Origin of the sequence: Pseudomonas sp. Irchel s3f7 (assembly GCF_900187615.1) — a bacterium.
Taxonomy (GTDB): domain Bacteria; phylum Pseudomonadota; class Gammaproteobacteria; order Pseudomonadales; family Pseudomonadaceae; genus Aquipseudomonas.
On the sequence record NZ_FYDO01000002.1, the window covers coordinates 15,761 to 37,173 of the forward strand.

Here is a 21,413-nt window from a genome sequence, read left to right on the forward strand (position 1 = left end):
GCCGGGGGTGGTTTTCACAGAGGCTGCTAGCCGCCGGACGTCTTTGCCTTGAAACCGTGCTTGATCAGTTCAGCCAAGAGTAGCTCGACATGATCGCCCTGGATTTCAATGATCCCGTCTTTCAACGCCCCACCGGTCCCACAGCGTTTCTTCAACGTCGTGGCCAGCTCCCTGAGCGCGTCTTCTGCCAACGGCACGCCGGTGATGGTAGTCACCGTCTTGCCGCCACGGCCCTTGCTTTCGCGACGCACGCGAGCGATGCCGTCGCCGGCCGGGATAACGCTTTGTTTGCAGATACAGGCGTCCACCGGCTTGCTGCATTCCGGGCAATGACGACCTGCGTCGGTGGAAAATACCAAGCCACCGAGGGCGGCGAAGGATGCGGCTTTTTTGGCCACCGGCAATCCTCTTTGGAGGACAAAGACTGGTCGCAGCACCTGGGCAGGGCTATCGACCGCGAAGCCCCACTCAGGCAGGGGCAGCGCTACTGAAACGGCACAACATTCACGTCACTGTAGGAGCGAGCTTGCTCGCGATGAACTCAAAGGCGACGCGTTCATTCTGGATGCCCGCGTTATCGTTGACGTCCATCGCGAGCAAGCTCGCTCCTACAGCAACAACAAGCAATACCGGTTCAGCTTTAAAAGGTCGCGCAGTGTAACGGCAAAAACGCCGATTGCTAAGAGCCAATCGGCGCCAATTTATAGCGGTTTTGCGACGTCGGTTTGTCGTAAACGCAGATAGCGCTTCAACGCGGCCAAAGAGTCCGGGCAATAAGGCTTTTGCTCGATTTCCAGCATGACCTGATCGATGGGGATAAAGCGCGCTTCCAGCACCTCTTCAGGTTGCAGGATCAACGGGCCGTCCCACACCGCCGAAAAGGCCGAACACCAGAGACGATTGCCGGTGTCTTCAAAGAAAAAGTGGTCATGGGCAGTCAGCTCTACGCCACTCACGCCCAACTCTTCTTCAAGCTCCCGGGCCGCCGATTCGGCGTAAGTTTCACTGGCGAGCACCATGCCACCTGCCGCCACGTCCCAGTAGCCGGGATAAATCGCCTTGCTGAGCGTGCGCCGATGCACACACAGCTCACCGGCAGAATTGAACAACATGATGTAGGTGCCGCGCCCGATCAACCCGCGCTCGCGCAAATCGGAACGGACCAGGGCGCCGAGCAGGTTGTCCTGCTCGTCGACCCAGGCGATTTGCTCGGCATCCGAGGCCGCACGGTGCGCGGCCTCTCGCAGGTTATCGATGGAGCTATCGACCATGACTCAGCCCTGATTGAGCAGTTGACGCAAATCGATCACCGCCGCGTTGGCCCGGGAAATGTAGTTGGCCATGACCAGCGAGTGGTTGGCCAGCACACCGAAGCCGCTGCCATTGAGAATCATCGGGCTCCAGACTGGCTCCTGCGAGGCTTCCAGTTCGCGAATAATCTGACGCACGCTGACCGTGGCGTTCTTCTTGGCCAATACATCGGCGAAGTCGACTTCGATGGCGCGCAGCAGGTGAGACAAGGCCCACGCCTGACCACGGGCTTCATAGAACACGTTGTCGATCTGCATCCACGGCGTCTCGACGACTTCTTCGTCGACCTGCGGCGCCACACCCGGTACCACGACTTCGGTTTTCAACGCGGTATTGAGCTTGACTCGGCCAACGCTGGCCGACAGCCGTTGCGACAGCGACCCCAGACGAGTCCCGACATCACCCAGCCAATTGTTGAGGTTGTCGGCGCGGGCATAAAACAGCGCGCTCTTCTGGTTCGGATCGGACAGGCGCGCCTGATAGCGGCTCAGGGAATTGATGCCTTCCTGGTACTCGGACTCACTGGATGGCAGCACCCAGCTTTTATTGTCGAAGTTGAAACGCGGCTCGGCCTTGGCCAGATCGGCGTCTTCGGCGGACTGCGACTGCGAACGGGCGAAGTCTTTGCGCAACGCACGGCTCAGGTCGCGGACCTGCACCAGCACGCCGTATTCCCAGCTCGGCATGTTGTCCATCCACAAGCCCGGCGGGAACCGGTCATTGGAAATGTAGCCGCCCGGCTTGGTCAGCAAAGTGCCGGCGACGGTCTTGAGGGTTTCGACCGTGGTGTAGCCGACGACCATCTGCTTACCTTCTTTTTCGGCCGCTTGCTGGGCCGTTTGCTGGACCGGGAACAGCGCGGGTTCCTGGCTCCAGTACCATCCCAAAACACTCGCCACCAGCAGGTAAAGAGCAATCAGAGTGGCCAGCGCCCGGCTGAACAACAGGCCGCCCAGATAACTGCGGGTGTCCGATTTCGGCTCAGCGGCACGTTCGGGCGCACTGCCTGCGCGGTTTTTCCAGTCCAGCATGGCGATATCCTTTCAATCACTTGAGTTCACGGTTCGACCACAACCATACAACAACGTGCCTTCGCCCGGCACGCGCCCATTGTGCTGATGGCAGAAATTGCCGCACCTGCGGACAAAAAACTCCGCCCTGAACGGCAGCGCTGTGCAACGCAAATACGGCTAATGGATGGGATCGCACCCACTAAGGGAATCCCTGATGCCCTTTTAGCCCGAAACGACTCTGGGGAGAAAACCGGATGCCTGCACCGTCGCTCATCCCCGCGAAACGCAACGGTCAGCACCAAACGTCCATGAACAAAGCTCCCCGCCACCTTCCACCCAGACTTTACGGGCCAAAAGCAGACTGATCGGTCAGAAACTGAATGAGATTACATTGCAGATTATTGACGTATAGCGCTCATGTAACCGAAAAGTGGTGCTAGCATAGAGCCACCACTCGACCTCAGCGCGCCCCCTAATCAGTAGTCAGGATATGACCGAGCCAGAAGATCCCAGCCGCGAGCGCCTCAAGCACCACTTTGCCCAGCGGGTAATTCATCAGGCACGTCAGATTCTTGAGATATGGCAGCGCCTGCAGCGCAGTGAGTGGTCCACCGCCGACCTTGCGGAATTGAGCGAAGCCAACCTGCGCCTGTTGCGCTTTGCCGAGCGCTTCGAACAACCGGAACACTCGCAACTGGCGCTGCATATCGGCCAGTCGCTGGAGGCTGTCGACGCCAATCGCGGACGCCTGAGCAGTGGCCTGATCACCGACCTCAATCGCTTGATGCAACGCCTGTCGCGCACCGGCCTGCGCCAAGGCGATCAGCTCGATCAGACGTTCCTGCCGCCTCTGCGCAAACCGATCTACGTCATGCTTCAGGATCACGACCGCGCCGAGCGCCTGGCCAAACAACTGGAATTCTTCGGGCTCAGTGCCCAATGCCTGGACAGTGTCGCTGCGTTTCGCGCCTCGATGATCGAGCGCCTGCCGGCGGCCATTGTCATGGACGTCGACTTCAGTGGTCCCGGCATCGGCCTGAAACTGGCCGCCGAAGCCCAGGAAGGCCTGGATCATCAGTTGCCGCTGTTGTTCTTCAGCCTGCACGAAACCGACACACCCACCCGTCTCGCCGCCGTGCGTGCCGGTGGCCAGGAGTTTCTGACCGGCACCCTCGAAGCGTCGAGTCTGCTGGAAAAAATCGAAGTCCTGACCTGCGTTGCCCAGTACGAACCTTATAAAGTGCTGATCATCGACGACTCCCGCGCCCAGGCCTTGCACACCGAGCGCCTGCTCAACAGCGCCGGGATCGTCACCCGGACGTTGATCGAGCCGATCCAGGCCATGGCCGAACTGGCGGATTTTCAACCCGACCTGATCATCCTCGACATGTACATGCCGGCCTGCACCGGGACGGAACTGGCCAAGGTGATCCGCCACAACGACCGTTATGTCAGCGTGCCGATCATCTACTTGTCCGCCGAAGACGACCTGGACAAACAACTCGACGCCATGAGCGAAGGCGGCGACGACTTCCTGACCAAACCGATCAAGCCGCGGCACTTGATCACCACCGTGCGCAACCGTGCGGCGCGTGCACGCAACCTCAAGGCGCGAATGGTCCGCGACAGCCTCACCGGCCTGTACAACCACACCCACATTTTGCAATTGCTCGAAGATTGCTCGTTCCGCGCCCGTCGCGAGAACAAGCCGCTGAGCTTTGCCATGCTCGACATCGACCACTTCAAACGGGTCAACGACAGCCACGGCCACCCCATGGGCGACCGAGTGATCAAGAGCCTGGCACTGTTCCTCAAGCAACGGTTGCGCAAAACCGACTTCATCGGCCGTTACGGCGGCGAGGAATTCGCGATTGTGATGCCGGACACCGATATCGAAGCGGCCTACAGCGTGCTCGACGAAATCCGACAGCGCTTTGCCGAAATTCACTACCCGGCGCAGCCCCATGACCTCTGGTGCACGTTCAGCGCCGGGGTGGTCGAGCTGTGCGAAAGCTCGGACAGCCTGACGATGGCCAGTCAGGCAGACGAAGCCCTGTACCGCGCCAAACATGGCGGACGCAACCGCGTGCAAGCTGCACGGGTGTCAAAGCAAAGTGCCACTTTTTTATCGGAATCAACCGATACGGTCATAACTTTGTAATAGAAACGCAATAACTTCAGGCCCTTACCATTTCTGCCGTTGGTAGTCCCGTAATGCGCCTGAAGCTGCTGACCAATCTCAATACCCTTCTGTTGGTGGCCGTTTGTGTCGCCCTCGGCGCCACGCTGTGGTGGTCACAAAAAGCCCTTGAGCGTCCATACCTGTTAATGGAGCGCTACCTGGGCCTGTCGCAGACTTTCCAGAATGAAGTCGCGCGTAGCGTTGAGGATTATCTCGGCAGCGGCGATGCCTTGCGCCTGAGCAGCGCCAGCCAGGCCATTGAGGGCGTGCAAAAAGAACTCGATGAATTGCCGCCGACACTGGCCCAGACCCTGCGTCCCAGCCTGTCGAACCTGAGCGAATTCAGCAAAACCGACCTGCTGGCGGCCGGCAAGCTCGCCGGCGACCCACAAGCGCTGTTGCTGCAAGCTGAACGGGAACTCGGCGCCAACCTTGATCAGCTCAACCAATACGCCAGCGGCAACGCGGCCTACCTGGCGCCATTGCTGGCCGCCTCGCAACATCTGGGCAAGTTGTCGCTGGCCCGGGACAAGCTGGTCAGCAGCGGTCGCAGTGAGCTGGCCGCCGATGTCGAACGCGAAGTCGCCAACATTCGCGCTCAAGCGGAAAAGCTGGGCGCCCTGCCGTTGCTCGGCGTAACAGCCAGCAGCGAATCGAACACCGATGATTTCGCCTCGATGATGGGTTTGGAGAACACCGAAAAAGCCGCTGCCGAAGATGCCGGCGTCGGACTCAAACGCGAACTCAACAGCCTGCTCACCCGCTACCCGGCCGAACTCGCACGCACTCGTGATCAAATCCAGAAGCGCGCCGACCTCAGCGCGGCAACACACCTGAAAATCGCCGATGTGCAACAGGCTATCGCCGGGCTGGAGCCCGTGGTGCGGGCCCAGCACGGGCAGATCCAGAGCGAAGTGCGATTGATTCAAGGCATCATGATCGGCCTGATCTTGCTGATTGCCCTGCTGATCGACACGCTGCAACGCAAACTCGCCCGGACCCTGACCAACCTCGCCCCGGCCCTGTCGACCTGGGCCGAAGGCGACTTCAGCCGCGACATTCAACTGGGCAACACCAACCGTGAACTGCATGACATCGAAGCGTCGCTCAATCGCCTGCGCGCCTATCTGGTGGACCTGGTGGGGACCATTCGCCGCAACGCCGAACAGGTCGCCGGCAGCAGCCGAACGCTGGCCGACCTCAGTAACGACCTGCACGACGGAGCGGAACATCAGGCCGGAGATACCGCGCTGATTCGTGACTCGCTCAGCGAACTGGAGGCCACCATTCAGCAAGTGGCCGGCGACGCCAGCCAGGCCGCCGACGCCAGTCGTCACGCGGGGCTGGCGGTCGAGCACGGGCAGAAAGTCATCGGCCTGAGCCTCACAGGCCTGCATGCGTTGGTGGACGAAGTGCAAGGCAATGCGCAGATGATCGAGCACCTGGCCGAGGAGTCCGCCACGATCGGCGGCGTGTTGACTGTCATTCGCTCGATTGCCGACCAGACCAACCTGCTGGCCCTCAACGCCGCTATCGAAGCCGCTCGTGCCGGGGAAATGGGCCGGGGGTTTGCCGTGGTGGCGGAAGAAGTGCGCTCACTGGCACAACGCACCGCCGGGGCCACGGCCGAGATCCAGACCTTGATCGCCGGCCTGCAAACCGCCGCCCGGCAATCGGTGGAAGGCATGCGCGCCCAGGTCGAACACGCCCAAGCCACCGCCAGCCAGGCTCAGGCGGCTGACGGCGCGCTGGATAAAATCGTCGGGGCGATCCAGACCATTTCCGACACCGCTGTACGCATCGCCGATGTCACCGCACAACAGAGCGGCGCCGTCAGCGAAATCCGCGATCACAGCGAGCGGATTCACCAACTGGGTGGGGATAACTTGCTGCGTATCGGCGAGGGGCGTGAGCAGGGAGAGAACCTGCTGGTACTGGGTGGGCGACTGCATACTGCCGTTCAGGCCTTTCGCGTCTGACGTACCTTTGTGACGAGGGGGCTTGCCCCCGTCCGGTTGCGCAGCAACCGTAATCCGATGCTTCGCGGTCCGCCAATTGAAATGAGGGGCAGGCTTTGGGTCCGCTTCGCGGTCCAACGGGGGCAAGCCCCCTCGCCACAAAAGCGGGTCTGCATACACTGCGACTGTCCGCTATCATCCCCCCAATTCCGATACGCGAGATTGTCATGCGCCGTTTGCTCTGCCTGCTGCTTTTTGTCTTCGCCTTGCCGGTCGCCGCCACCGGGTTGCTGGAGAGCCGACCCAGTTCCACTCTGGGTTCGATCAACAACAGCGCAGACTTTTTGCCGGTACGCGAAGCCTTTCAGTTGAGTCTGGTCGACAGCACGCCGCAATCGATCAAGCTGCGTTTTGTCGCCACCGAGGGCTACTACCTCTATCGCCATCGATTTCAGTTTCGTGCCGATCCCGCCGACGCCCTCCTCGGCACGGCACGCCTGCCCGACGGGCAAAAAAAACACGATGAGTACTTCGGCGATGTCGAGGTCTATCACGGCATTCTCGACGTCGAGCTACCGCGCACGGACTCACGCGCTTTCACCCTGGCCGTGACGTATCAAGGCTGCGCCGACAAAGGCCTGTGCTACCCGCCCGAAACCGAGCGCCTGAGCATCAGTGACAGTAGCGCCGCAGCGACGCCCTACAACTGGAGCTGGCGAGAACTGGCGCTGTTCTTCCTCGCCGGTCTGGGCCTGACCTTCACGCCCTGCGTGCTGCCGATGCTGCCGATCCTGTCGGGCGTTGTCTTGCGCGGTCAGGTGGGCGGCTTGCGCGGGTTCAATCTTTCGCTGGCGTACGTGCTGCCAATGGCTGCCTGTTTCGCCCTGCTCGGTGCGTTGATGGGGATGTTCGGCGCGCAGCTGAATCTTCAGGCACGCCTTCAATCCGTCTGGGTGCTGGTGCCCTTCGCGATGTTTTTTGCCGTGTTTGCCCTGGCGATGTTCGGCGTATTTGAACTCAAGCTGCCGCAGGCCATCAGCAGTCGCCTGGACCGTATCGCCGGTCGTACCGAGGGCGGCTCCCTGTGGGGCGCAGCGGTGCTGGGCGTGGTTTCCAGCCTGCTGGTTTCGCCCTGCGTTTCGGCGCCATTGGCCGGGGCCTTGCTGTACATCAGCGCCAGCGGCGATGCTTTGGGTGGCGGATTGAAACTGTTCATGCTCGGCCTCGGCATGGGCACCCCGCTGCTGCTGGTGGCTACAGGCGGCGCGGCGTGGCTACCGAAAAGCGGGCCATGGCTGATCTATGTGAAGAATGCGATTGGCGTGTTGTTGCTGGGGCTGGCGATCGGCCTCCTCAGCCGTGTCCTGCCCGGCCAAATTACCTTGCTGCTGATCGGCTTGCTGGCCGGTGGTGTCGGATTGTTCTTGGGAGCGCTGGAGTTCGTCTACAAACCGCCGAGAAAACGCCTGGGCCAGTTGCTCGGGATGTTTTTGCTGTTTTATGCCCTGGCTTGCTGGTACGGCGCGTTCAGTGGCCAGACCGACCCGTTCAACCCGATTGGCCAGCCGCGTCTCGTCGAGGCAGCCGGTCAAGCGCCAAGCATCAGCGCCTGGCAAACCGTCAGCACCCCGGCCGACCTGGACCGTGTGCTCGCCGAGGCACGATCCTCCGGCACCCCGCTGCTGCTCGACTGGTACGCCGACTGGTGCATCAGCTGCAAAGTCATCGAACATGAAGTGCTCAAAGACCCGATCGTCGTCGAACGTCTCAAGGGCTATCGTCTGATCCGCTTCGACATCACCGCCAGCAACGCCGAACAACGCGCCCTGCTCGACCGCTATCAACTGTTCGGGCCACCGGCACTGATGTTTTTCGGCAAGGATGGCGTCGAACGCGCCGATGTTCGGGTGATCGGCGAGATCAGCGCCAAAGACTTCGCTGAACGTGTTGTGAAGGCGAATGACCAGATTTAATCAAGCAGTCATATATTTTGCGCAAACATCGGGCAACGTGCTGGCTATTGCAGAGAACTGGACAGTCACAAACCCTTTGCGGCATAGTCGCCGGGTTCTGACAATTGCACGCTGATAACAAGGAACAGCCGATGGCGACGCTACTCGTACTGCACGGACCCAACCTGAATTTGCTCGGTACCCGCGAACCGGGCACCTATGGCGCCACGACACTGGCGCAGATCAACCAGGACCTGGAACGCCGTGCCCGCGAAGCCGGTCACCATTTGCTGCACCTGCAAAGCAATGCCGAGTACGAATTGATCGACCGCATCCACGCCGCGCGCAGCGAAGGCGTGGACTTCATTTTGATCAATCCGGCAGCTTTTACGCATACAAGTGTCGCTTTACGTGACGCGCTGCTGGCAGTGAGCATCCCATTCATCGAAGTGCATTTGTCTAACGTGCACAAACGCGAACCTTTTCGCCATCACTCTTACTTCTCCGACGTAGCGGTGGGAGTGATCTGCGGCCTTGGCGCCAGCGGTTACCGACTGGCCCTGGAGGCCGCCCTGGAACAGCTTGAACAACAAGTTAACCGCCCCTGACCGACCCTTGGGAGTTGATGATTCATGGATATCCGTAAAGTTAAGAAACTGATCGAATTGCTGGAAGAGTCCGGCATCGACGAGCTCGAGATCAAGGAAGGCGAAGAGTCCGTACGCATCAGCCGTCATAGCAAGACCCCGGCTCAGCAGTACTACGCGCCAGCTCCAATGCATGCTCCGGCCCCTGCGCCTGTCGCTGCCGCTCCGGCTGTCGCTGCCGCACCCGCAGCTCCCGCCGCTCCAGTGCTGAACGGCACCGTTGCCCGTTCGCCGATGGTCGGTACGTTCTATCGCAAATCTTCGCCAAGCTCGCCGTCCTTCGTTGAAGTCGGCCAGACCGTGAAGAAAGGCGACACCCTGTGCATCGTTGAAGCCATGAAGATGATGAACCACATCGAAGCTGAAACCAGCGGTGTGATCGAATCCATCCTCGTTGAAGACGGCCAGCCGGTTGAGTACGACCAACCGCTGTTCACCATCGTTTGAACCGCGGAGAGCCTTTGATGACTGCGAAGTTGGAAAAAGTTCTGATCGCCAACCGCGGTGAGATCGCCCTGCGGATCCTGCGCGCCTGCAAAGAGATGGGCATCAAGACCGTCGCCGTTTACTCCAAGGCTGACAAGGAACTGATGCACCTGGGCCTGGCAGACGAATCCGTCTGCATCGGTCCGGCATCGGCCGCCCACTCCTACCTGCACATTCCGGCAATCATCGCCGCGGCTGAAGTGACTGGCGCCACCGCCATTCACCCGGGCTACGGCTTCCTTGCGGAAAACGCCGACTTCGCCGAGCAGGTCGAGAACTCAGGCTTCGCGTTCATTGGCCCGAAAGCCGACACCATTCGCCTGATGGGCGACAAGGTATCGGCCAAGCACGCCATGATCGCCGCCGGCGTTCCAACCGTTCCGGGTTCCGACGGCCCGCTGCCGGAAGACGAAGAAACCGCTCTGCGCATTGGTCGCGAAGTGGGTTATCCGGTGATCATCAAGGCCGCTGGCGGCGGCGGTGGTCGCGGCATGCGCGTTGTGCACAAGGAAGAAGACCTGATTTCCTCGGCACAACTGACCCGCTCTGAAGCAGGCGCGGCGTTCGGCAACCCGATGGTCTACCTGGAAAAATTCCTGACCAACCCACGTCACGTGGAAGTTCAGGTTCTCTCCGACGGCCAGGGCCACGCCATCCACCTGGGTGACCGCGATTGCTCGCTGCAACGTCGCCACCAGAAAGTCCTCGAAGAAGCGCCGGCACCGGGCATCGACGAGCAGGCTCGCCAGGAAGTCTTCGCCCGCTGCGTCAAGGCGTGCATCGACATCGGTTACCGTGGCGCCGGTACTTTCGAGTTCCTGTACGAGAACGGTCGCTTCTACTTCATCGAGATGAACACTCGTGTCCAGGTAGAGCACCCGGTTTCGGAAATGGTTACCGGTATCGACATTGTCAAGGAGATGCTCAGCATCGCCGCCGGCAACAAGCTGTCGTTCACCCAGGATGACGTGGTCATCCGCGGTCACTCGCTGGAATGCCGGATCAACGCCGAAGACCCGAAAACCTTCATGCCAAGCCCTGGCACGGTCAAGCATTTCCACGCTCCAGGCGGCAACGGCGTTCGCGTCGATTCCCACCTGTACAGTGGCTATGCCGTTCCGCCGAACTACGATTCGTTGATCGGCAAGCTGATCACCTACGGCGCAACCCGTGACGAAGCCATGGCGCGCATGCGCAATGCGCTGGACGAGATCGTGGTAGACGGGATCAAGACCAACATCCCGCTGCACCGCGACCTGACCCGCGACGAAGGCTTCTGCAAAGGGGGCGTGAACATTCACTACCTCGAGCACAAGCTGGCTGGCGAGAAGCACTAAGCTTCGACCCTATCGACAAAGCCGCCTTCGGGCGGCTTTGTTGTTTGCGGAAAAAGAAAGATCAAAAGATCGCAGCCTGCGGCAGCTCCTACCCTGCGATCTTTTGATTTTTCTCCATGGTCGTCATCGACGTCGCGCTCGCGTAAACTTGCGCGCTTCTCGCAGCCCGCTAGGCTGCAATCAATATTTTTCAAAGGTGCCCGCCATGCCTTGGCTGCAAGTCCGTCTCGCCATCAGCCCAGAACAAGCCGAAACCTACGAAGACGCTTTCCTTGAAGTGGGCGCCGTGTCGGTGACCTTCATGGATGCCGAGGATCAACCGATCTTCGAACCGGAACTCAACACCACCCCGCTGTGGTCCCACACGCACCTGCTGGCGCTGTTCGAAGGCGGCACCGAGCCAGGCCCGGTATTGGCCCATCTTGAGCTGCTGACCGGCAGCCCGCTGCCCGAGCACCACAGCGAAGTCATCGAAGACCAGGACTGGGAACGCAGCTGGATGGACGGTTTCCAGCCGATGCAATTCGGCCAGCGCCTGTGGATCGTGCCGAGCTGGCACGCCGCACCGGAACCCGATGCAGTGAACCTGCTGCTGGACCCGGGCCTCGCATTCGGCACCGGCACCCACCCGACCACCGCACTGTGCCTGGAATGGCTCGACGGCCAGGACCTGAAAGACTGCAACGTGCTGGACTTTGGCTGCGGCTCGGGGATTCTGGCGATTGCCGCCCTGCTGCTGGGCGCCAAGGAAGCCGTGGGCACCGACATCGACGTGCAGGCGCTGGAAGCTTCCCGCGACAATGCCGGGCGCAACAACATCGCCGAACACCTGTTCCCGCTGTACCTGCCGGAAGATCTGCCGCAGGTTCAGGCCGACGTGCTGGTGGCCAACATTCTCGCCGGCCCGCTGGTGTCCCTGGCGCCACAGTTGACCCGCCTGGTGAAATCGGGCGGCCGCCTGGCGCTGTCGGGCATCCTCGCCGAGCAAGGCGATGACGTCGCTGCCGCCTACGCGAAGGACTTCGATCTGGACCCGATCGCCAATCGCGACGGCTGGGTGCGCATCACTGGCCGTCGGCGCTAGAATGACCGCCTGCCTATACCGGATCGCCGCATGACCGACAGTTTCGTCACCCAGTGCCCGCATTGCCAAACCAGCTTCCGCGTCAGCCATGCTCAGTTGAGCGTGGCGCGGGGCGTGGTTCGTTGCGGCTCGTGCCTGCAGGTGTTCAATGCCGCCAAGCAACTGCTTGAGCAGGCCGGCAAGGAGGCGCCAATCCCACCGGCAGCCGAAACGCCGCAAGAGCCCCGCGCCATCAGCCAAAAGCAATGGAGCGCGACCGCGCTGGATCTGGACAGCCTGGATCTCGACGAAGAGCTTGCCCGGCTTGAACAGCGGGAAATCCAGCCCGCCACCGAACTTGGTCGCCATCGCGACGACTCGCTGAGTGCCCGTCGCGATTCCGTCGAACAGGACGATGAGCCGTGGTCCGACAGTCTGTTCAGCGAATCGGCCGCCGATCGCGCAAAAACCGAGCCCCCGTTCGACAGTTTCGAGACACCCGAGCCGACGATTGAATCGGACAAAGGCTCGCGCACCGAACCTTCCCTGTCTCTGGAGCCGGTTGAACTGGACGACGAATCGCAGCCGCCACAACTGCGCCTGCACGATCCGCTCGACACACCGCTCAACCATGAACGCCTGTCGGCAGCCGACGAGCACGAGATCGACGACGAACTGCCGCCGGTCGAACCGCAGCGCCAGCGACGCGAACGCAGCGAACCCGGCGTGCGCGCTGAAGTACTGCAGGACCTGACCGACGACCCGCTGCAACTGGACTGGCAAAAACGCCGCTCCCCCTGGGGCCGCCGCCTGTTCTGGTTGTTGTTGACCCTGCTCGCCGCTGGCGCCCTCGTCGGCCAATACATCGCCTACGACTTCGACAACCTGGCGCGACAAGACCAATACCGTCCATGGTTCCAGCAACTGTGCCCGCAAATCGGTTGCGACGTTCCGTCCAGGGTCGACATCGCGAAAATCAAAAGCAGCAACCTGGTTGTGCGCAGCCATCCGGAGTTCAACGGCGCGCTGGTGGTCGATGCCATCATCTATAATCGCGCCCCTTTCTCCCAACCCTTTCCGTTACTGGAACTGCGCTTTGCAGACCTCAACGGCCACCTGATCGCCAGTCGACGCTTCAAACCCGGCGAGTACCTCAATGGCGATCTCGAAGGCATGGTGGAAATGCCACCACAAACGCCTATCCACATCGCACTGGACATTCTCGATCCAGGCGCCAAAGCGGTGAACTACAGCCTGAGCTTTCACTCGCCGGAGTGAAAAGCTTCCCCGCGCCGGGATTGACGTCGACTTTCTGACTGCCTCCCACCGAACCAAACCGCTGGTAATAACAGAATAACTGTTCAGATTTTGTTCAATTCAGCCTTTATCCAGTCATCGAGAGCGGGTATCATGCCAACCCTTTTTCGAACTCTCATGATCCGGCCCCACAACAGGGAAGTCCTATGTCGGCGGTACGCATCGGTCCATACACATTACAAAACAGCTTGATTCTCGCCCCGATGGCGGGCGTCACTGACCAACCCTTTCGTCAGCTCTGCAAGCGCTTGGGTGCAGGGCTAGTCGTCTCGGAAATGGTCACCAGCGACATGAGTTTGTGGAATACCCGCAAATCGCGCATGCGCATGATCCACGAAGGTGATCCCGAGCCACGCTCGGTACAGATCGCCGGTGGTGACGCACAGATGCTGGCGGACGCGGCCCGGGCCAACGTCGAACTGGGCGCACAGATTATTGACATCAACATGGGCTGTCCGGCGAAGAAGGTCTGCAACAAGGCTGCCGGTTCCGCGCTGTTGAAGGATGAAGCCTTGGTTACCGAGATCCTGCAGGCCGTCGTGGCTGCGGTTGATGTGCCGGTGACCCTGAAGATCCGGACCGGATGGGACCGAGACAACAAGAACGGCCTGACAGTGGCGAAGATCGCTGAACAGGCAGGCATTACGGCGCTGGCGGTGCATGGCCGCACCCGAGCCGACCTGTACACCGGTGAAGCCGAGTACGACACGATTGCCGCGATCAAGCAGGCCGTGTCGATACCGGTTTTCGCCAACGGCGATATCGATTCGCCGGAGAAAGCCCGGTACGTGCTCGACGCGACCGGTGTAGACGGCCTGTTGATTGGCCGGGCGGCCCAGGGGCGGCCGTGGATTTTTCGTGAGATCGATCATTTCCTGCGTACCGGCGAGAAACTCCCGGCGCTGGAGCTGATCGAGGTGGAACGCATTCTGCTAGAGCATCTGGCTGCCCTGCACGTCTTCTATGGCGATGTCATGGGCGTCCGTATCGCTCGAAAGCATGTGGGCTGGTATCTCGCAACCTTGCCGGGCGCCAGGGAATTTCGCGCCCACTTCAATCGTTTGGATGGTACGGAAACACAATGCGCCAACGTTCGGGAGTTTTTTGCCGAGCGTTACAAGAGCCTGACAGGGGACGGAGAAGGGGTGGCCGCATGACGATGATGACCGAGACTTTAGTGAGTGGAACAACACCCGTGAGCGACAACGTGAATTTGAAACAGCACCTCAATACGCCGAGCGAAGAAGGTCAGACCCTTCGCGGGAGTGTCGAGAAGGCGCTGCACAATTATTTCGCCCACCTTGAGGGCGCTGCCGTCACGGATGTGTACAACCTGGTGCTCTCCGAAGTCGAGGCTCCCCTGCTCGAGTGCGTGATGAACTACGTCAAGGGCAACCAGACCAAGGCCAGCGAAATGCTCGGACTGAACCGGGGCACGCTGCGCAAGAAACTCAAGCAGTACGATTTGCTGTAAGCATTCAATCAAACCAGAAAGGCGCCCGCGTAAAACCGGTCGCCTTTTTTGCTGACTCCTTTGCTTTTGATGGAAATTGAAATGACCGACCAGACTACCCGCCTGCCGATCCGCCGCGCCTTGATCAGTGTTTCCGACAAGACCGGGATCCTCGAATTCGCCAAAGAGCTTGAAGCTTTGGGCGTCGAGATTCTCTCCACCGGCGGAACGTTCAAGCTGCTGCAGGACAACGGCGTTGCCGCAGTGGAAGTCGCGGATTACACCGGTTTCGCGGAAATGATGGACGGCCGGGTGAAAACCCTGCACCCGAAAATCCACGGCGGCATCCTCGGTCGTCGCGGCATCGACGACGCCATCATGAACGAGCACGGCATCAAGCCGATCGATCTGGTCGCGGTCAACCTGTACCCGTTCGAAGCCACCATCAACAAGCCTGGCTGCGACCTGCCGACCGCTATCGAGAACATCGACATCGGCGGCCCGACCATGGTCCGTTCGGCAGCAAAAAACCATAAAGACGTGGCCATCGTGGTCAATGCCGGCGACTACGCCAGCGTCCTGGAAGGCCTCAAGGCCGGCGGCCTGACCTACGCTCAGCGTTTCGACCTGATGCTCAAGGCATTCGAACACACCGCGGCCTACGACGGCATGATCGCCAACTACATGGGCACCGTGAATCAGGCTGCCGAGACACTCTCGACTTCCGGTCGCAGCGAATTCCCGCGCACCTTCAACAGCCAGTTCATCAAGGCCCAGGAAATGCGCTACGGCGAGAACCCGCACCAGAGCGCGGCGTTCTACGTGGAAGCCAAGCCTGCCGAAGTCGGCATCGCCACCGCGACCCAACTGCAAGGCAAAGAGCTGTCGTACAACAACGTGGCTGACACCGATGCCGCGCTGGAATGCGTGAAGAGCTTCGTCAAGCCAGCCTGCGTGATCGTCAAGCACGCCAACCCGTGCGGCGTGGCGGTGAGCCCGGACGCCGAAGGTGGCATCCGTCAGGCTTACGAGCTGGCCTACGCCACCGATACCGAATCAGCTTTCGGCGGCATCATCGCCTTCAACCGCGAACTCGATGCCGAGACCGCCAAGGCCATCGTCGAGCGTCAGTTCGTCGAAGTGATCATCGCCCCGAGCGTCAGCGAAGAGGCCCGCGCCATCGTTGCCGCCAAAGCCAACGTGCGCCTGCTGGCCTGCGGCGAGTGGGCGGCTGATCGCGCCGCTGCCTGGGATTACAAACGCGTCAACGGTGGCCTGCTGGTGCAGAGCCGCGACATCGGCATGATCGGCGCCGACGACCTGAAAGTCGTGACCAAGCGCGCCCCGAGCGAACAGGAAATCAATGACCTGATCTTCGCCTGGAAAGTCGCCAAGTACGTGAAGTCCAACGCCATCGTCTACGCCAAGAACCGCCAGACCATCGGTGTCGGCGCTGGCCAGATGAGCCGCGTGAACTCCGCACGCATTGCTGCCATCAAGGCAGAGCATGCTGGCCTGCAGGTTCAAGGTGCGGTCATGGCATCCGACGCATTCTTCCCGTTCCGCGACGGCATCGACAACGCGGCCAAGGTCGGTATCACTGCGGTGATCCAGCCAGGCGGCTCGATGCGTGACAACGAAGTGATTGCTGCTGCCGACGAAGCCGGCATCGCCATGGTGTTCACCGGCATGCGTCACTTCCGTCACTGATAACACGCCCACTGTAGGAGCCGGCTTGCTGGCGATAGCGGTCTGGCAGGTAAACAGCGATGACTCGATCGCCAGCAAGCCGGCTCCTACAGTCAGCATCCAGCAGGATGCATCCCCGAATTAGCGTCATCCGAGGTTTTTGAAATGAATGTTTTGATCATTGGCAGCGGTGGCCGTGAACACGCACTGGCCTGGAAAGTGGCTCAGGATCCTCGCGTGCAGAAAGTGTTCGTGGCACCGGGTAACGCCGGCACCGCCATCGAATCCAAGTGCGAGAACGTCGCCATCGACGTGCTGGCCCTGGAGCAACTGGCAGACTTCGCCGAGAAAAACGTTTCCCTGACCATCGTTGGCCCTGAAGTGCCATTGGTTGCCGGCGTTGTAGACCTGTTCCGCAGCCGTGGCCTGGACTGCTTCGGTCCGACCGCTGGCGCTGCGCAGCTGGAAGGCTCGAAAGCGTTCACCAAGGACTTCCTGGCGCGCCACAAGATCCCGACTGCCGATTACCAGAACTTCACCGAGATCGAGCCTGCCCTGGCTTATCTGCGTGAAAAAGGTGCGCCGATCGTAATCAAGGCCGACGGCCTGGCCGCCGGTAAAGGCGTGATCGTCGCCATGACCCTGACTGAAGCCGAAGACGCGGTACGCGACATGTTGGCAGGCAATGCCTTTGGCGAAGCCGGTTCGCGCGTCGTCATCGAAGAGTTCCTGGACGGCGAAGAAGCCAGCTTCATCGTCATGGTCGATGGCAAGAACGTCTTGCCGATGGCCACCAGCCAGGACCACAAACGCGTTGGCGACGGCGATACTGGCCCGAACACTGGCGGCATGGGTGCTTACTCCCCTGCCCCGGTCGTCACCGCCGACGTGCACAAGCGCGTCATGGACCTGGTGATCTGGCCGACCGTGCGCGGCATGGCCGAGGAAGGTAACGTCTACACTGGCTTCCTGTATGCAGGCCTGATGATTGACAAGGCTGGTAACCCAAAAGTTATCGAATTTAACTGCCGTTTCGGCGACCCTGAGACCCAACCGGTCATGCTGCGTTTGCAGTCGAGCCTGGTGCTGCTGGTCGAAGCGGCCCTGGCGCAGGCGCTGGACAAGGTCGAAGCGCAATGGGATCCACGCCCGAGCGTCGGTATCGTATTGGCCGCAGGCGGCTATCCTGGTGACTACGCCAAAGGCGTGGCTATCAACGGCCTGGACGCTGCGGCAGCATTGGAAGGCAAAGTTTTCCACGCTGGTACGGTGCTCAAGGACGGCCAGGTTGTAACGGCCGGTGGTCGGGTGCTGTGCGCCACTGCCATGGGCGTCAGCGTCGACGCTGCCCAACAGCAGGCTTACAAGCTGGCGGCCAGCATTGATTGGGAAGGTTGTTTCTATCGCAAGGACATTGGCTACCGCGCCATTGCCCGCGAGCGTGGCGAAAATCAGGAATAAGGTCAACACCGCGCCAGGCAACGGACTCGATTCCTTGCCTGGCTATTCCGGCGCCGCGCATCGTTATATTCTGGCATTAACCTAAGAAGGGATTTCGCCGTGCGCTGGCTCAGGATTGCCATAAGTTTAACCGTCACGCTGCTGACCTTGCTCTGCATGCTACCGGCCCAGGCCGAGCAAGGCAGTGGCTGGGCAGTATTGCTCGACGAACAGGGCGACCTGCAACTCAGCGACATCCGCTCTGCCCGCTACACCAATCAATTCAGCCCCATCGAACTCGACCGCCTCACGGCAGCCGAGCCCGATGGCGCCTTATGGCTGCGATTCAGACTCTCGCCCGGCAAGCATGAACAATTGCTGCGGGTGTTCGCTCCCGATCTGCGCCAACTCGACCTGTATGTGCTGGACGGCGACAAGCTGGTCGATCAAGCCAACACGGGCAACGAACAGCCCCAGGCGGCGCGGCCACTGCCCAGCAGTGATTTCATGTTGCCGCTACCCCAAAGCGACAAGCCACTCGACGTCTACCTGCGGCTTAACTCCGACCATCAGTTGAGGCCCTACGTCACCCTGCAAGCGGCCGTCATGACCGCCGCCAATCAGGGCCAGACGCTGATCTACGGACTGCTGTTCGGCTGCATCACGATGCTGATCCTGCACAACCTCCTGCGCTATACCTACACCCGTTCTCGCAGCAGCCTCTGGGTAGCGGCATGCGAGGGCTTGCTGATGCTCAGCCTGCTGTTGTTTCTGAACATCGCCGGGGCCTGGCTGCCGGACTGGCGTGCACTGCAAACGCCAGGAGCGTACCTGGCGTTGCTGCTGACAGCGCCTTGCGGCCTGATGCTGACTAACCGGTTCTTCGCTCCTCTGGGTCCGCACCCCCTGAACAAGCTGATCATGGGAGAAGTGCTGCTCATCTCCTCCTGTGGCCTGATGCTGTTGTTCGTCAACACCTTGCCACTGAACTTCATCACCTACGGCTTGGTGGCCCTGGCGGGGCTGACCATGTTGTTCATCAGCGCCTATCACTGGCAAAAAAACTATCGCCCGGCACGCTTTTTCGTGGCAGCGATGGTTGTGTTCAACCTTGGGACGCTGATTATTCTCCCAGCCCTGTTGGGGTTGACCCTGATCGAACCCCACGGGTTGATCACTATCTTGCTGGCACTCATCTGCCTCAGTGGTTTGCTGATGAGCATTGCCCTGAGTGAGCGACAGCGCAGCATCACCGAAAGCCGTTTCAGCATCAGTCGCGATCTGGCCGCCAGCAATGCCGAGATCAATGCCAAGGCGGAGTTCCTGGCGAAAATCAGCCATGAAATCCGCACGCCGATGAACGGCGTACTGGGCATGACCGAGCTGCTGCTGGGCACGCCGCTCTCGGTCAAGCAGCGCGACTATGTGCAGACCATCCACAGTGCCGGCAACGAACTGCTGACATTGATCAACGAAATTCTCGACATTTCCAAGCTCGAATCCGGGCAGATCGAACTCGATGATGTGCAGTTCGATCTCAACGCGCTGATCGAAGATTGCCTGAGTATCTTCCGTGCCAAGGCCGAACAGCAGAACGTCGAGCTGATCAGCTTTATTCAGCCGCAGGTCCCACGGGTCATCAGCGGAGACCCGACGCGTCTGCGCCAGACCCTCCTGAGCCTGCTTGAAAACGCCCTGAAGAAAACCGACGAAGGCGAAATCCTGATCGTGGTCGCTCTCGATGAGCGCACCGCCAAACCGCGCCTGCGCATCGCCGTACAGGACAGCGGCGAACCCATGAACGCCGAAGAGCGCGATGCACTGATGCACGCCGAACTGCACAGCAGGCACTTCCTCTCGGCCACGCATCTGGGCGGCAACCTGGGGCTGGTGATCGCTCGCCAACTGATTCGCCTGATGCAAGGGGAATTCGGCATCAAGAGCGGCACCAATCAAGGCAGCACGCTATGGCTGACCTTGCCGCTGGACCCCGACCGCCTCGAACACCCGACCTCCGACCTCGATGGCCCGCTGCAAGGCGCACGCGTGCTGGTGGTGGATGACAACGACACCTGTCGCAAGGTGCTGGTGCAACAGTGCACGGCCTGGGGGCTGAACGTCAGCGCCGCGCCTTCCGGCAAGGAAGCGCTGGCGCTGTTGCGCACCAAGGCACACCTGCGCGATTACTTCGATGTGGTCCTGCTCGACCAGAACATGCCCGGCATGACTGGCATGCAACTGGCGGCCAAGATCAAGGAAGACCCAAGCCTGAACCACGACATCCTGTTGATCATGCTGACCGGCATCAGCAATGCGCCCAGCAAGATCATCGCCCGCAACTCGGGGATCAAACGCATCCTCGCCAAACCGGTCGCCGGGTACACGCTTAAAACGACCCTCGCCGACGAGTTGACGCAGCGCAACAAGGGTCTCGCCTTCACTCAGCTACCGCAAAACGTCCCTACCCTGCCGGTCAAGGTTCCGAGTGATTTCCGTATTCTGGTCGCGGAAGACAACAGCATTTCGACCAAGGTCATCCGCGGCATGCTGGGCAAGCTCAACCTGCAACCGGACACTGCCAGCAATGGCGAAGAAGCCTTGCAGGCGATGAAAGCCCAACGTTACGACCTCGTCCTGATGGACTGCGAAATGCCGATCCTCGATGGCTTCTCCGCCACCCAGCAATTGCGCGCATGGGAAGTTGGCAACCAACGGACTCGTACTCCGGTGGTGGCATTGACCGCCCACATTCTCGCTGAGCATAAAGAGCGTGCACGCCAGGCCGGCATGGATGGGCACATGGCCAAACCGGTCGAGCTTTCGCAATTGCGCGAATTGATCGAACACTGGGTCACCCAACGTGATGAGCTGAATCGGGCGGCGACACCCACGTCCTGAGCCGACAGACCCCGCAGCGCCTGATAGACTCCCCCTCGACTTCCCTCGCCAGTGAGCTTGCACCATGCTCCATGTGTTGTTCAGTGTTTACCTGAAGATGCTGGTGCTCTACAGCCCCTTCTTCGTGTTGTCCTGCTTCATCAGCCTGACTCGCGGTTATTCACGCAAGGAACAGCGCCGCCTGGCCTGGAAAGTGGCCCTCGCCACACTGATCTCCAGCGTGTTGCTGTACTTGTTCGGACGGGTGATTTTCAGCGTCTTCGGCATTACTGTGGACGCATTCCGCATTGGTGCCGGTAGCGTGCTGTTCATCTCGGCACTGGCCATGGCGCAAGGCAAGTCAGCGGTACAGACCGACAACGTGCAGCAGGACGTGACCATCGTCCCGCTGACCATTCCCCTGACGGTTGGCCCCGGCACCATCGGCGCCTTGCTGGTGATGGGCGTGGGCCAGCCGCACTGGGACGACAAGCTCACGGCCATCGTGGGTATTGCGTTAGCCAGCTTCACTGTCGGAGTGGTGCTGTATCTGTCCGGCCGCATCGAACGCATTCTCGGCGACCAAGGCTTGCAGATTGTCAGCCGGTTGATGGGGTTGTTTGTGTGTGCGTTGGCGGCGCAGATTATTTTTACGGGCGTCAAAGGCTACCTGGTGCCCTAGTGGCGA

Annotated in this window: 18 protein-coding genes; 14 read left to right on the forward strand and 4 right to left on the reverse strand. The window is 60.6% G+C overall.

Features of this window, described 5'->3' with window-relative positions; all coding sequences use genetic code 11:
- Positions 1 to 26 precede the first annotated feature (26 nt).
- The 3 genes from CKW19_RS01640 to CKW19_RS01650 all read right to left on the reverse strand — a co-directional run bounded on the left by CKW19_RS01640 (position 27) and on the right by CKW19_RS01650 (position 2,342).
- Complete coding sequence (locus tag CKW19_RS01640; protein WP_095056273.1) at positions 27 to 398, reverse strand: translation initiation factor Sui1; 372 nt, start codon at positions 396 to 398, stop codon at positions 27 to 29.
- Positions 399 to 701: 303 nt separating this feature from the next.
- Positions 702 to 1,271 carry an NUDIX hydrolase gene (locus CKW19_RS01645; RefSeq protein ID WP_095056274.1) on the reverse strand — a complete coding sequence of 190 codons (570 nt, stop codon included), beginning with the start codon at positions 1,269 to 1,271 and terminating at the stop codon, positions 702 to 704.
- 3 nt (positions 1,272 to 1,274) lie between these two features.
- Positions 1,275 to 2,342: a DUF2333 family protein gene (locus CKW19_RS01650; protein ID WP_095056275.1), complete on the reverse strand. Its 1,068-nt coding sequence runs from the start codon at positions 2,340 to 2,342 to the stop codon at positions 1,275 to 1,277.
- 472 nt (positions 2,343 to 2,814) lie between these two features.
- On the opposite strand from CKW19_RS01650, the gene gcbA reads away from it, so the two are divergent.
- The 6 genes from gcbA to accC all read left to right on the forward strand — a co-directional run bounded on the left by gcbA (position 2,815) and on the right by accC (position 10,886).
- Positions 2,815 to 4,485 carry a diguanylate cyclase GcbA gene (gene gcbA, locus CKW19_RS01655; protein WP_095056276.1) on the forward strand — a complete coding sequence of 557 codons (1,671 nt, stop codon included), beginning with the start codon at positions 2,815 to 2,817 and terminating at the stop codon, positions 4,483 to 4,485.
- 956 nt (positions 4,486 to 5,441) lie between these two features.
- Entirely contained in the window at positions 5,442 to 6,485 is a 1,044-nt protein-coding gene (locus CKW19_RS29395) for a methyl-accepting chemotaxis protein (RefSeq protein WP_371856336.1), read from the forward strand.
- A 206-nt stretch (positions 6,486 to 6,691) separates the two neighbouring features.
- Entirely contained in the window at positions 6,692 to 8,437 is a 1,746-nt protein-coding gene (locus CKW19_RS01665) for a protein-disulfide reductase DsbD (RefSeq protein ID WP_095056278.1), read from the forward strand.
- A 131-nt stretch (positions 8,438 to 8,568) separates the two neighbouring features.
- The gene (gene aroQ / locus CKW19_RS01670; RefSeq protein ID WP_007971361.1) at positions 8,569 to 9,024 is read left to right on the forward strand and encodes a type II 3-dehydroquinate dehydratase; all 456 of its coding nucleotides are present in this window, start codon (positions 8,569 to 8,571) and stop codon (positions 9,022 to 9,024) included.
- A 24-nt stretch (positions 9,025 to 9,048) separates the two neighbouring features.
- Entirely contained in the window at positions 9,049 to 9,510 is a 462-nt protein-coding gene (gene accB / locus CKW19_RS01675; RefSeq protein ID WP_095056279.1) for an acetyl-CoA carboxylase biotin carboxyl carrier protein, read from the forward strand.
- Positions 9,511 to 9,527: 17 nt separating this feature from the next.
- On the forward strand, positions 9,528 to 10,886 hold the full coding sequence (gene accC, locus CKW19_RS01680) for an acetyl-CoA carboxylase biotin carboxylase subunit (protein WP_095056280.1): 1,359 nt from the start codon (positions 9,528 to 9,530) through the stop codon (positions 10,884 to 10,886).
- On the opposite strand, the gene CKW19_RS28225 is transcribed toward accC, so the two are convergent.
- The gene (locus CKW19_RS28225) at positions 10,883 to 11,080 is read right to left on the reverse strand and encodes a hypothetical protein (protein WP_143498439.1); all 198 of its coding nucleotides are present in this window, start codon (positions 11,078 to 11,080) and stop codon (positions 10,883 to 10,885) included. The genes accC and CKW19_RS28225 overlap by 4 nt on opposite strands.
- 11 nt (positions 11,081 to 11,091) lie before the next feature.
- On the opposite strand from CKW19_RS28225, the gene prmA reads away from it, so the two are divergent.
- The 8 genes from prmA to CKW19_RS01720 all read left to right on the forward strand — a co-directional run bounded on the left by prmA (position 11,092) and on the right by CKW19_RS01720 (position 21,407).
- Positions 11,092 to 11,970 (forward strand): 50S ribosomal protein L11 methyltransferase, encoded by an 879-nt coding sequence (gene prmA, locus CKW19_RS01685; protein WP_095056281.1) that lies wholly within the window; start codon positions 11,092 to 11,094, stop codon positions 11,968 to 11,970.
- Between the two features lie 30 nt (positions 11,971 to 12,000).
- Complete coding sequence (locus CKW19_RS01690) at positions 12,001 to 13,227, forward strand: DUF3426 domain-containing protein (protein WP_095056282.1); 1,227 nt, start codon at positions 12,001 to 12,003, stop codon at positions 13,225 to 13,227.
- Positions 13,228 to 13,412: 185 nt separating this feature from the next.
- A complete protein-coding gene (dusB, locus tag CKW19_RS01695; RefSeq protein WP_095056283.1) occupies positions 13,413 to 14,423 on the forward strand; it encodes a tRNA dihydrouridine synthase DusB in 1,011 nt (336 codons plus the stop codon).
- Positions 14,420 to 14,740, forward strand: a complete 321-nt coding sequence (gene fis / locus CKW19_RS01700) for a DNA-binding transcriptional regulator Fis (RefSeq protein WP_015093301.1) — start codon at positions 14,420 to 14,422, stop codon at positions 14,738 to 14,740. The genes dusB and fis overlap by 4 nt, the downstream gene beginning before the upstream one ends.
- 81 nt (positions 14,741 to 14,821) lie before the next feature.
- On the forward strand, positions 14,822 to 16,429 hold the full coding sequence (purH, locus tag CKW19_RS01705) for a bifunctional phosphoribosylaminoimidazolecarboxamide formyltransferase/IMP cyclohydrolase (RefSeq protein WP_095056284.1): 1,608 nt from the start codon (positions 14,822 to 14,824) through the stop codon (positions 16,427 to 16,429).
- Between the two features lie 144 nt (positions 16,430 to 16,573).
- Positions 16,574 to 17,869 (forward strand): phosphoribosylamine--glycine ligase, encoded by a 1,296-nt coding sequence (purD, locus tag CKW19_RS01710; protein WP_095056285.1) that lies wholly within the window; start codon positions 16,574 to 16,576, stop codon positions 17,867 to 17,869.
- Positions 17,870 to 17,968: 99 nt separating this feature from the next.
- Positions 17,969 to 20,746: a hybrid sensor histidine kinase/response regulator gene (locus CKW19_RS01715; protein ID WP_095056286.1), complete on the forward strand. Its 2,778-nt coding sequence runs from the start codon at positions 17,969 to 17,971 to the stop codon at positions 20,744 to 20,746.
- Positions 20,747 to 20,810: 64 nt separating this feature from the next.
- On the forward strand, positions 20,811 to 21,407 hold the full coding sequence (locus CKW19_RS01720; RefSeq protein ID WP_095056287.1) for a MarC family protein: 597 nt from the start codon (positions 20,811 to 20,813) through the stop codon (positions 21,405 to 21,407).
- Positions 21,408 to 21,413: the final 6 nt, after the last annotated feature.